Origin of the sequence: Herbaspirillum sp. B65 (genome assembly GCF_000333555.1) — a bacterium.
Taxonomy (GTDB): domain Bacteria; phylum Pseudomonadota; class Gammaproteobacteria; order Burkholderiales; family Burkholderiaceae_D; genus Herbaspirillum; species Herbaspirillum rubrisubalbicans.
Window position 1 is genome coordinate 1 of sequence record NZ_BADI01000783.1, and the last position, 12,593, is coordinate 12,593.

The window sequence follows — 12,593 nt, forward strand, 5'->3', positions numbered from 1 at the left end:
GCCAGGCTTTCACCGTCGGCGGCTACTCGGTTGATCAGGCCCCATGCCAATGCGGTTTGCGCATCGATGGGCTCGCCCAGAAAAATCATTTCCTTGGCCCGGCCTTCGCCGATACGACGGGCCGCACGGAAGGTGCCGCCGCTACTGGGGAATACACCGAGTTTGATTTCTGGCAAGGCAAGACGACTGCGTTGATCGGCCACGATCAGGTCGCAGCACAGCGCAATTTCCAGGCCGCCACCATACGCCAAGCCGTTGATGGATGCGATGGTCGGTTTGGGAAACCGATCCAACTGAAAGAAGACTTCGTTCTGGCGTTGCAGCTTCTTCGGCACGATCTGGCCCGGTGCCATCATGTCGGCGAACTCGCCGACATCGGAACCGGCGCAAAACGCCCGTGTCCCCGATCCTGTCAGGATCACGGCGCGCACGGCATCGTCTGCCGCGAGGCGGTCCAGCGTCTGCCCCAGTGCTTTGGTCAGCCCAAGGGTCACCACATTCATCGGCGGGTTGTTCAGCGTAACGATGGCAATGCCTTCGCTGATATGGCACAAAACGGCATCCATATTCATGGTGTTCTCTCAGGGATGGGTGACGGGGAGATGCGCCAGCATGCGCCGGGCACGTTCTACAACCGGTTTGTCGATCATTGCGCCATTCAGCGAAACCACGCCGACGCCCGCTTCGCGTGCTTTTTCCCAAGCGGATGTCACGGCAAGCGCCCAGGCGACGTCTTGTTCCGATGGTGAAAACGCGGCATTGACGACGGCGACCTGCGCGGGGTGAATGCATAAGGCACCGCGCAATCCCATGGCTTGCGCCGTATGCGCAGTCTGTGCGTAACGGTCGAGATCTTGAAAATTGGCCAGTGAATCCGGCAATCCGAATCCGTGAATACCTGCTGCAGCGGCGGCCAACGCCAGCCACTGGCAGGGCAAGGTCAGCGAATGCGGTGAAGGAGCGGCGCCGAGTTCACGGGAAAAGTCCTCACTGCCGAGCGCGATGCCCAATAAGCGCGGTGCTGCACAGATTGCGGGCAACTGAAACAATGCAGCGGGCGACTCCACCAGAGCCAGCAAGCCAATACGGCCGACCGGCATGCCGCGTTGCTGTTCGAGATGTTCAATGGCACTTGCCAGCGCAATGAGTCGCCCGGCCTCTTCGACTTTGGGCACGACGATAGCATCGACACCGGGTCGGATGGCCGCCTGCAGGTCGAAGACGACATGGTCGTCTTCCTGGTTGATGCGCACCAGCAGACTGGCGTCGTTCGCCTTCAGATGCGTGATGGCCTCCTGTAATTGCGACCGGGCAGCTGGTTTGGCTGCGTCAGGCACCGCATCTTCCAGATCCAGAATGAGCGCGTCCGCCCCGCGCATGTGGGCCTTCTCGATAATACGCGGCTTGTCGGACGGGATGAACAACAAGGAACGCCACGCGGTATTGGCCAATGCGCCGGTCATCGCACCACCACCTTCACCGACATGGCAGTTTGTCCGGCCGGAGTCAGTGCCCACAGATCGGCACCATCCGGCGTGGCGGCTCCGCACAATCTGACATCGCCGGTATCAAACAAGGGTTGCTGGCCGCGAATGATGCACGACGCGACGTCCGCACCGGGGTTGTTGCGCAAGAACAGATCCATCAATAAAGTTGCCGTCAGCGGCCCATGCACCACCAGCCCCGGATAGTGCTCGACCTCCATTGCATACGGGCGGTCATAATGAATCCGATGGCCGTTGAACGTCAGGGCCGAAAAGCGGAACAACAAGACGGGGTCGGGCCGGACGGTACGCTGCCAGTCAGCCTGACGCCGATCACCCTCACCGGCCTGAACCCGTGCGGTGGCAGCTTGTGCTGATGCTGCCGGCGGTGCTTCGCGGTAGACGATGTCCTGGCTTTCGCTGATGACGTGGCTTCCCTGCTGGAAGATCTCATGCTCGACCGTCACAAATACCAGCTCGCCGGACTTTCCCGAGCGGTTCTCCACGGCGGCAATCCGCGATGTACGCTCCAACGGTTTTTCGATGCTGAACGGTGCATGGAAGTCGATCTTGCTTCCGGCCCACATGCGTCGGGGCAAAGGTACAGGCGGGAGAAAACCGCCGCGTCTGGGGTGGCCATCCTCGGCAATCTCACCCTGCAGCGCCTGCGGTAAAAAATAGAGCCAGTGGCCCAGCGGCGGCACAGTCCGGTCCGGCCAAGGAGGCTGAGCATGATTCAGAGTTGCAGCTAGGCCTTGAAGCGGTGACGCGGCCGGTATGTCGGCGCTGGTTTCGGTGCGGCCGATCCAGGCCTTGAATTGTGCGAAGTCCATATTGCGTTCCTCCATCGGTCAGCCGTAACGGCCGCCGGTTACATGCAAGGTTTCGCCTGTGATGAAACTGGCGCACTCTGAGGCCAGGAAGGCGACTGCGTTGGCGATGTCTTCCGGCTGGCCCGCACGCGGAATCGGCGTGGATTTGATGGCGCGTTCTTTGATTAGCTCGTAACTGGGCAAGAACTTGATGGCTTCGGTTTCCATGAAACCGGGCGCCACGGCATTGACGGTGATATTGAAGCGGCCGTCTTCCAGACTCAGAGCGCGGGTCAAGCCGAGTACGCCGGCTTTGGCGGCGGAATAGTTTGCCTGTCCCGGATTGCCGAAGTAGGCCCGCGACGAAATGTTGATGATGCGGCCCCACTTTTGCTCCATCAGATGAGGCATGACTGCTTTGCAGGTCAGGAAGGTGCCTTTGAGGGCGACTTCGATCACCAGATCCCAGTCTTCCTCGCTCATATTGGAGAGGTAATTGTCACGGGGGAAGCCGGCATTGTTGACCAGCACGTGAATGCCGCCGAACGCCGCGATCGTGCCGTCGATCAATGCATTGACCTCGGCTGACTTCGTGATGTCGGCCGGAATGCAGATCGTGTTGAACCCTTCTTCGCTGAGTCTGGCGGATGTGACACGCGCTGCCTCTGCAGAAATGTCGGTAATCACGACGCGCATGCCTTCCTGCGCCAGCCGGCGTGCCGTAGCCGCCCCCAGGCCGCGTGCCGAGCCGGTGACGATGGCGACTTTGTCTTTCAATCCCAGATCCATGTGATTTCTCCCAGATAAATTCAGTGTGTGGCGGCGCTGTCGCCGGCGAGCGTGATCTTTCCTGCATTCAGGACCAGCACATTGCGTTCCAGCGCAGTCGTGCGGAATGAAACGACGTCGCCGTCCATCCACAATTCGGTACGCAAGGTATCGCCGGGTAGCACCACTCCGGTAAAGCGCACGCGCATGGCACGAATGCGATCGGCGCGGTAGGCCAGCATGCCGCGCAAGGCCGCATGGCAGGCCACGCCCATCGTGCACAGGCCGTGCAGGATCGGACGCGGGAAGCCGGCACCGGCCGCCACGGCCGGATCAGCATGCAGCGGGTTAAAGTCGCCGTTGAGGCGATACAGCAGTGCCGCTTGCGGCAGGGTTGGTAAATCGCACACCATATCGGCGCTGCGCTCAGGCATGGCATGCGGCGGTGGCAAAGAGCCGGCCGGCCCGCCAAATCCGCCATCACCGCGGAGCATGGAAACCTGATGGATCGTGGCGATCAGTTCACCGCTGACAGCATCGGTGACTTGCCGCTCCTGACACAGCAACGCACCTTTTTCCGCGCCTTTGTCGTATAAGGCAGAGATGCGGTTGCGCCCGATAACACGGCCCTCGGGCACCAGCGGGGCATGCAGTTCAAAGCCCTGTTCGGCGTGAACCAGCCGACGCCAGTCGATACCGGTATCGGGCTCACGCGCCCAGAAACCCGGATACCCAAGGATCACCGGCATGGTGGGAAACACCTTCAGTTGTTCTTCATAAATAAACGCCAGTTGCCCCGGATCGAGCGGGTCGGCCCCCAACCCGATCCCCAGCGCATACAGCATCGTGTCGCGGGCGGAGTAACTGTGTTCGATCAGCTCAAACCGGCGATTGAGCAACTGTTCGTAATCGATAGCCATCAACGTGCTCCAGTGACGATCACGGCATCCAGAGCGAACACGCCCTTGCCTGCTTCCAATGCCATGATCGGGTTCAAGTCGATGGAGCTGACCTGATCGGCATTGGCGGCGGCAAACTGAGACAACTGCGCCAAGGTCTTGGCGAGCGCATCGATGTCGGCAGCCGGTTTGCCCCGGAATCCCTTGAGCAAGGCGTAGCCCTTGGTTTCTTCGATCATGCGGCGTGCCTCGTCTTCGCCGAAGGGAGCGATGCGGAATGTCACATCCTCGAATAACTCGGTGAAAATCCCGCCGAGGCCGAACATCACGACCGGACCGAACACTGCATCGCGATTCACCCCCATGATGGTTTCAATCCCTTTGGGTGCCATGGGTGCGACCAGCACACCTTCGATATGGGCATGCGGTGCCTTGGTGCCGGCGCGTTCGATCAAGGTCTGGTAAGCCAGGCGACAGGCGTCGTCGCTGTCGACGTTAAGGATCACACCGCCGATTTCGGTCTTGTGCTGAATATCGGGTGAGACGATCTTCATGACGACGGGATAACCCGTTTCGTTTGCCGCCACGACGGCGGCGTCGGCACCACAGACCACTTGGGACGGCAGAAACGGTAACCCGGCACTGGCGAGCAAACGCTGCGCAGCCGCTTCAGACAGCATCTCTGTGCCGATGTCACGATGCAAAGACAGGTCTACCGCCGGCACTTCGATCTTCTTGTCGAAGCCGTCCTTCAGGTAGGCAAGTGCCGACAATGCCAATGCCGCACGGTCTGAATCTGAGTAGACCAAAAAACCGGCTTCTTCATACGCGCGGATCACCTCTTTCCCCGCTGCCATGCACAGCAAGGTCGGACGATCCTTGTAGTCGACCGTGCCGGCCTGGATGGCATCGCACATGCGTGCGCCATAAGTGGGTGACGCCGGCAGCATGGTAAAGGAGCCAATCACACTGCCGTAACCGCCCTCCTCGTACATGATGCGGAAAGTCTTGCTGATGATGCTCATGTCGTTGAGCACGCCCGCGGTGGTGTCGCAGGGGTTCCCTGCGCCGCCGAAGGGGTTGATCGTCTTGAGTTTTTCTTGCGATGCCGCAGGTAACGGTGGAACCTCAAGACCGTGGCGATCTGCCGCGTCGCAGAGTTGGATGCCGAAACCGCCCGAGACAGTAATGATGCCCAGGCGGCGATCCAGCGGATAAACACCCCTGCTGCAGGCATACGCCAGATCAACGTGTTCTTCTGTGGTGCGTGCGCGATAGACGCCGTATTGGCGAAAAACGGCATCGTAGACTTCGTCGGGGCCCGCCAGCGATGCCGTGTGCGAGGCTGCGGCAACCGAGCCTGCCTCCGACCCGCCAACCTTACCGAAGATCACCGCCTTACGGCGTTCATGGGCAGTACGCAGCGCATCGATGAATTTCTCGCCATCGCGAATCCCCTCGGCGAAGGCCATGATGACCGAGACATCATCCTGGCAAGCCAGCCATTTGATGCAGTCGGCGACATCGGTATTGAGCTCATTGCCGGTCGAGACCCAATAGCCGATTCCGACATTGCGTTCGCGGCAAAGATAAGCCAGATGGCCGCCATAGGCTCCACTCTGGCTGACCACGGCGACATTGCCATTGCTGACGAAACCATCGTCGAATGCGCTGCTGAAGGTGCCGATGAATCCGCTTTGAGTCGACAGCAATCCCAGGCAGTTGGGGCCGAACACGCGCAAGCCTGCGGCATCGGCGATCGCCCGGATTTCCTGCTGCAGTTGTTTGCCCTCTTCGCCGGTTTCGGCAAAACCTGATGCGTAGATGACAGCGGCGCCAACACCCTTGGCGACGCATTCCCTGATCGCGTCCTTGACCTTCTCGGCGGCGATGCAGATCAGCACCATGTCGGGGACTTCCGGAACTGCCTCCAGTGAGCCATACGCCTTGATGTCCTGCACCGTCTCGCGGGTAGGATTGACCGGATAGATCTGCCCCTGATAGCCGGCCTTCTTCATGTAATGCAAGGCCCGGCCGGAAATGCGGGTGGCATCGTTGGACGCCCCCAGAATGGCGACCGACTTGGGGCGAAACGCCCGTTCAAAGTTATTCCAGAAAAGATCGGCTGAGGCGTCGTTCATTTGATTGTCCATGACTAGCTAAGTAAATGCGGCACATGCACTACGCAGAAGAAGGCTTCCCCGGTTTCAGGGCAAAGCAGTCCCCCTCGCCCTGCCGATACGGAGGGCGCTGTCTGAGAAACTGCCTGGATTGCGTTGGTGGCCGATAGCGTCCGGCAGGACGCCATCGATGTATCAGTTTTTCTTGATCGTCAAAATCAGGGTGGCGATGCCGCCCATCACGCAGCAGCCGATGATGTAATAAAGCCCGGTCGAATAGCGGCCGGTCAGGCTGATGAGGTAACCGATGGCAATCGGCGCGATCGACGAGAACACATTGCCCATGCCGTTCATCATGCCGGCCGCCGAGGAGATGCCTTTGCTGGGCACGATGTCCTGCAAGAGCGTCCACGCTGCCGGTCCACCCAGGCCGATGCAGCCGATGCCGAAGCCCAGAACCAGTGCCGACGTCAGGTTGTCTTCAATGTTCACGCCTAAGTAGATGCCCACGCTCACACCAATCATGGCGAACACCAGCAGCGGCGCACGACGCTTCATCTTGTCGCACAGGTAACCGGAAAGGATCTTGGTGCCGACGCCGAGAATCCATGGCAGCGACGACAGCATGCCCATGGCTTCCCATGAAAATCCGCGTGCGGTCTTGAGGTAAGACGGTACCCATGACATGGTGCCCCACAGAACCGATGCATGCGCCATGTAATAAATGACGATCAGCCAGAAACGGTAGTTGCCGGTAAAGGACCTGAACTTGGCAAGGAAGCCGGTATCGCTGTCAGTCGCCACGGTATCGCCGGCCAGACCTTTTTCGATATGGGCCAATTCGGCTTGATTGATGCGTTTGCTGTCGCGTGGTGTATCGGCGGTGAATCTCCAGAGCAAGAACATCGGAATCATGCCGGCCGCAGCGAGGACGAAGAAGCTTTCACGCCAGCCGGCAACCGCGATCAGCCAGGTAAACAACGGCATGGCAATGGCAGGTGCAATTGCCAAGCCGGTGTTCCACGCGGCGTTGGCCTTGCCACGTTCGGTGATCGGGAACCAGCACTTGATGAACTTGCTCTGCATCGGGAAATGCATTCCCTCACCTAGACCAAGCAGCACGCGCGAAAACAGCATCAGCACAAAGGTCGGCGCCAGCCCGCCAATGATCAATGAAATGCCCCAGACCACAATGGAAAACATCATTCCCTTGCGCGGGCCAAGCACATCACCCAGCGGGCTGAGCAATACATTGCCGATGCTGTAGGCCACCAGGAAGACCGACATCAGCATGCCCTTTTGCAATGCTTGCCCGGTGATACCCATGTCATGGAGGAATGCGTTGTCGACGATGAGGATCGACACATTGACCCGGTCTATGTAAGAGAACACCACCACCAGCATCAAGATCAATGCCAGGAAATACCGTTCATGGGTGGGCCTTTCGCTTGCGGGCAAGCGCGCCGCGGCGACTGATTTTTGCATTGTGGTCTCCAGAATTTAATCATTCGATTTTTATTTTTTAGAGATAGTGTCATCCCTCAATGTAGATTTGAAGTATTATTTTCTTAATTCCTGATACGAAATGCATATCACCATGGACCTGCGCCAACTCCAGCAATTCGTTGTCCTAGCCGAAACCCTGAACTTCAGGGAAGCCGCCGAACGGCTCTTCATGTCGCAGCCGCCGCTGTCGGTATCGATCAAGAAACTGGAAGATGAAATTGGCGTGGCCCTATTCAATCGGAATAAGCACAAAGTATTTCTGACCGATGCGGGAAAAGCTGTTCTGGAGGATGCAAGAAAGTCGCTTTTTCATGCCGGCGAAGTGTCACGTGTGGCGCGTTCCGCTGCCCTCGGCTTAAGCGGCCACATCCGGATCGGTTTTGTGGGATCGGCAAAATATTCGCTCCTGCCGCGTCTTCTGCCGAAATTCAGGAGCCAATACCCCGACGTCACGATTGCGCTGGAAGAAGAAAAAAATGCCCTGATTGTGCAGGCCATCGAGAACAACGACCTCGATCTAGGCATCGTGCGTGTACCGCTGGCATGGAAGAGCGTGATCCAGTATGAAACTGTGGAACAAGATTATTTTGTGGCGGCGCTGCCATCGGATCATCGCCTAGCGAAAAAATTACAACTGAGTTTGATCGACTTGAAGGACGAATCGTTTATTCAATATACGAGGAGTAATATCCCGGGCCTGCATGCAGTCACGATGCTATTGTTCCAGGAGGCAGGCTTCGTTCCGAAAGTCACGCAGGAAGCGGTGCAGGTGGAAACCTTGCTGTGTATGGTTGAAAGTGGTCTGGGGGTAGCGCTCGTGCCCTCTATCGTCAGGCGTCATTCTTCGCGCAACATTACTTTCCGGGAGATATCGGGTCTAAAAGAGAGCAATACTATCGGCCTCGCAATTGCATATCATCCGGATTTTGAGATGGCCACCTCTCGCCGTTTCCGTGAGCTCGCGAGAGAGCTTTCCATGGATAGTGCTTCATCGTATTGATTTTCGCGCGGAATTGTCTCTCTCCCTTGAGCCAACCATCAGACAATCGAGAACGTCCCGCTCGATCGCGCCGGACTGAACGTGTGCCATAAGATAACGCGCGATATTCTCCGGAACCTCCGGAAAGGGGCCCGATTTTGGGTCCAAATAGCGCTGCAGCCAGTTTTAGAAGGTGTCCTGGAGAATATCTGCTTCTTGCGCGTGTGACTTTGAGGCAAGATGGGGAGCAGAGTGTGGTGGCCGCCAGCGAGTGTCCTCAAGCTCGCACGTTGGCCGTCGTGGCTAGCCTCTATCAATATTGGTTTGACACGGGTACCTGGTCGCCAACCCGGCTGTTGGTTTAGTCAATGGCACACAGGCACGACGAGAATTTTCCCCGAAACGGTTTGTGCCGGAGGCAACGCTTTGCATCTGTGCCGTTTGGGTTTCACAGAGAACGGAGGGACTGTCTGAGTTGGCTTTCCTGAGACGCGGGGCAATCTGGGCACCCTACAGGTATGGTGGTAGTCGCCTGGCTGAACTGGTGTGGGACATCGGTACCAACCTGCCCTTTAGCGAAGAGGACGGACAATAGATGTTCTACGTTGACGGAAAAGGCAATAAACCGCGCGCCATACCACTGCCACGCGTCGCCATTGCCGCAGTTGCCGTCTATCGCTCTGGCGCAGCTTGCCGGCAGAACCTGGCCCTCACGAGGTATTGCTGCTCATTCACGAGCTCAATGGCGACTCACTAAAAAACAGCGGTCTTTATAGTGAAGTAAAGGCCATTTTTTATTCGGTTGCACAGACGTTAGCTGCGGTGGATCCCGCCCGTTCTGCCTTATTGGCAGCGGCTTCGCCGCACTGGCGCAGACTTGCTTATGCAAAAACTCTAGTGGTCGACAACCAGGTCTCACTGACCGTCACTCAGGCGCTATTGGGACATTCATCAGTACAAACGACAGCCGGATACGCAAAGCCGGACCTCACTGGACTCAGACACTTTGTCGACAGAGCCTTTAGTGAAAGTCATAAATGAGACGCAGAGACTAAGCGTCATCACCTGTTTCCATGTCGGATAGCCATAATTTTAGCGATCGCTTTGGGCCAGCAGGCGAAACTGTCGGCAGCCATGGAAGGCGTAGTAATTCCCTCGTGTCATTCAGAGCATCGTCTTCGGGCATTTTTTTGTTGACGGACATTGGTTTCCAGAGGCTGACGGTGGGCGTAATGCAAAGTTTTCTGCGTGCTTCTTATGCAGTGACTAATTTATCAATAGCGAGCCATCTGCCAATACCCTGGAGGCTATCGGTAACGTCTAGGCAATGTCGTTGTTCTTGCGTGAAGTTGCCAGCAGATCTCTCCATGCCCTACGGCGCTATAGACTCGATGCCGCACCACTGCGCAATGAACAGTACCAGTAATTTAGTGAATTGCCTCACCGACTCCAGCTCCACCGCCTCGTCGTAGCCATGTGGCATTCTGCACTGAGGACCATAGACGATTGCTGGAGTATCGGCATATAAACCGAAGAAGCGGGCATCGGTAGCCGCAGCGGTTGCGTGCTCCTGTAGCGGGGTTCCAAACACATCGAAATGGCAACTTGCAAGTACGTTTTCGAGCTCTTGCGCATCTTTCAGTTCATAGCCTTCTGCCATGAATCCGTGATAAGTGACAACAGGAAGATGATTGGAAAGAAATGGATCTGCGGCTGCAGAGACCCGAATGAACTCTTCGATCTCTGCGCGAGCGACTTCCAAACTGTCACCTGGGTAGATAGCAACCCGCATGTCAAACTCACACCATGCGGGAACACTGGATGGCCAATCACCACCGACAATTTTTCCTAAATTAAAATTGATTGGATGAGGATGACTGCAGAAATGGCGGTGCTGGTCTTTTCGTGCGTTCCATCTCCTCTCGAGCTCCTTCAACTCCCCGATCAGGTAAATAGCTTTTTCAATGGCGTTGGCACCTTGACTGGAAAAGGCGCCGGAGGCGTGTTGCGGATCTCCCAAAACGAGAACCTTAAACCACATTGGCCCAACCTGGGCTCGCATGAGTCGGTGTCCAAACGGTTCTGGAATAAATGCGGCTTCGGCTCGATAGCCGCGCTGCAAGCATGCTAGTGCACCGTTGCCCGTACACTCTTCTTCGACTACAGACTGCAGGTAGACTTCTGCCGCCGGTTGCAACCCGACGCGACGCAACGCATCAAGTGCAGAGATGCAGGCCATCAATCCCGCCTTCATATCGCCTGCGCCACGGCCATACATCCATCCGTCCTCGATCTCGGCACCATAGGGATCCTTGGTCCACTGCTCTAACGGCCCCACCGGCACTATGTCAATATGACCGTTCAGGATTAGAGAGCGGCCTGACTTGTTGCGCGGCCGATGTACGCCGACAACATTCCAGGCATCATCGTAGGAAATCGTCACCGGAGAGAAGCCTGGCAGCGAACGGATAGCGTCGAGATCAATCTTCCAGTGATCGACTGTCAGGCCACGCGCGGTGAGATGCTTCGCGATGAAGACCTGGGCATCTGCCTCTGCGCCGCGTTGGGATGGGATGCGCACCAACCGAGCCAGTTCTTCGACCTGCTGCGTGAACCCATTGTCGACCGAATCCAATAATCTCGCCCTCATCCTTTCATCCAGTGCGAGTGGCAGCTCTCGCTTATTCATCGCTCAGCTCGCGTCAATATTGCGTTCAACAAGATGTTACAACCCGCCTCCAGGTCTTCTGCGGTGGCCCATTCCGCTTCATTGTGGCTTAAACCATCACGGCAAGGCACGAAGATCATGGACGTTGGTGCGACCTTTGCCAGATAACAGGCATCATGACCCGCGCCGGAAAAGATATCCTGGTAAGCATATCCAGATTTTTCTGCCACCTCACGGACGATACCGACCATCTCTGGATCGAACTGCGTCGGTACTACGTATTGCAGTTCCTGGAACAGGAAAGTTTGTCCTGTCTCATTTTGCGCTTGCTCGCAAATTTCTCGCGCTTCCGCCACCATCGCTTCCAGCTTGGCAGGCTCCAAGTGGCGCAAGTCGACGCTGAAACGGACTTTGCCTGGAATGGTATTACGGACCCAGGCAAAACATCGACCTCGCCAATCGTGCAACGGCCGATAGGTGCGTAGCGCTTGGCGATATCGACAATACGCGTCAATACCGGTGCTGCAGCATAGAGTGCGTCCTTACGATTTCCATCGGTGTCGGCCCGGCATGCGCCTCAACACCCTCGACGATGACATTAATGAGGCGAATTCCTAGAACGCCTGTGACTACACCGATAGTGCGCTGGCTGGTCTCAAGGACCGGGCCTTGCTCGATGTGTGCCTCAAAATATGCTCCGACCGGATGCTGCCCGACCGGCTGCGGGCCACGATAACCAATGCGCTCCAATTCGGCCAAGACGGTCGCGCCCTCGGCGTCTTTCGCTTGGTGCGCCACCTGCTCAGGGATGGCGCCACAGAAAACACCCGATCCCATCATGGTTGGCACGAAGCGCGCACCTTCCTCGTTGGTCCAGATAGCGAGCTCAAGCGGTGCCTTGGTCTTGACCCCGGCATCATTGAGAGTACGCATGACTTCGAGTCCTGCCAGGACGCCATAGCAACCGTCGAACTTGCCGCCGGATGGCTGGGTATCTATGTGACTTCCAGTCATCACCGGATTGAGGTTGGGACTAGTACCGGCACGGCGCCCAAAGATGTTGCCCATACTATCCACCGTGATATCAAGTCCAGCCTCTTTCATCCACCCGACCACCAGAGCGCGCCCCTCCCTATCGAGATCAGACAGAGCCAGCCGACGCGAGCCCCCCTTGTCCGTTTCTCCGATTTTTCCAAGCTCCATCAGACTATTCCACAACCTTTGGCCGTTCGCTGTGATACTCATAAATTCAATTCCTTTCTATTCATGCTCTGCTATTTCAGCGACTGTTATTTGCCGCTTCGAAGATGCCGACTTCTTCCTGTTCTGAGGCCATCCTGTCTCGGGCAGGAAAATC

The 12,593-nt window shown here is 57.2% G+C and carries 10 protein-coding genes and 1 pseudogene; 2 read left to right on the forward strand and 9 right to left on the reverse strand.

Annotated features, from left to right (window positions below):
• From I5W_RS18635 to I5W_RS18665, 7 genes are all read right to left on the reverse strand, one after another.
• On the reverse strand, positions 1–572 hold a 572-nt coding region (locus I5W_RS18635), incomplete at its 3' end, for an enoyl-CoA hydratase/isomerase family protein (protein WP_050010692.1).
• A gap of 9 nt (positions 573–581) precedes the next feature.
• Positions 582–1,463, reverse strand: coding sequence for an HpcH/HpaI aldolase/citrate lyase family protein (locus tag I5W_RS18640; protein WP_044530347.1), 882 nt, complete (start codon positions 1,461–1,463; stop codon positions 582–584).
• Positions 1,460–2,317, reverse strand: coding sequence for an FAS1-like dehydratase domain-containing protein (locus I5W_RS18645; RefSeq protein ID WP_050010693.1), 858 nt, complete (start codon positions 2,315–2,317; stop codon positions 1,460–1,462). Before I5W_RS18645 ends, I5W_RS18640 begins: the two co-directional genes overlap by 4 nt.
• An 18-nt stretch (positions 2,318–2,335) precedes the next feature.
• On the reverse strand, positions 2,336–3,085 hold the full coding sequence (locus I5W_RS18650) for an SDR family NAD(P)-dependent oxidoreductase (protein WP_044530349.1): 750 nt from the start codon (positions 3,083–3,085) through the stop codon (positions 2,336–2,338).
• A 20-nt stretch (positions 3,086–3,105) separates the two neighbouring features.
• Positions 3,106–3,984, reverse strand: a complete 879-nt coding sequence (locus I5W_RS18655; RefSeq protein WP_044530350.1) for a MaoC family dehydratase — start codon at positions 3,982–3,984, stop codon at positions 3,106–3,108.
• Complete coding sequence (locus tag I5W_RS18660) at positions 3,984–6,104, reverse strand: acetate--CoA ligase family protein (protein WP_044530351.1); 2,121 nt, start codon at positions 6,102–6,104, stop codon at positions 3,984–3,986. The genes I5W_RS18655 and I5W_RS18660 overlap by 1 nt, the downstream gene beginning before the upstream one ends.
• Before the next feature lie 174 nt (positions 6,105–6,278).
• Positions 6,279–7,568 (reverse strand): MFS transporter, encoded by a 1,290-nt coding sequence (locus tag I5W_RS18665; RefSeq protein WP_044530352.1) that lies wholly within the window; start codon positions 7,566–7,568, stop codon positions 6,279–6,281.
• A 100-nt stretch (positions 7,569–7,668) separates the two neighbouring features.
• Between I5W_RS18665 and I5W_RS18670 the strand changes: the two genes are divergently transcribed.
• Entirely contained in the window at positions 7,669–8,589 is a 921-nt protein-coding gene (locus I5W_RS18670; protein WP_252717104.1) for a LysR family transcriptional regulator, read from the forward strand.
• A 699-nt stretch (positions 8,590–9,288) separates the two neighbouring features.
• Positions 9,289–9,609: a hypothetical protein gene (locus I5W_RS31475; RefSeq protein ID WP_159106137.1), complete on the forward strand. Its 321-nt coding sequence runs from the start codon at positions 9,289–9,291 to the stop codon at positions 9,607–9,609.
• A gap of 331 nt (positions 9,610–9,940) precedes the next feature.
• On the opposite strand, the gene I5W_RS18675 is transcribed toward I5W_RS31475, so the two are convergent.
• Both I5W_RS18675 and I5W_RS18680 read right to left on the reverse strand, forming a co-directional pair.
• Positions 9,941–11,257 (reverse strand): ArgE/DapE family deacylase, encoded by a 1,317-nt coding sequence (locus tag I5W_RS18675; protein WP_085946786.1) that lies wholly within the window; start codon positions 11,255–11,257, stop codon positions 9,941–9,943.
• Positions 11,254–12,481 (reverse strand): annotated as a pseudogene (locus tag I5W_RS18680) (Zn-dependent hydrolase). Before I5W_RS18680 ends, I5W_RS18675 begins: the two are co-directional and overlap by 4 nt.
• Between the last annotated feature and the right edge of the window lie 112 nt (positions 12,482–12,593).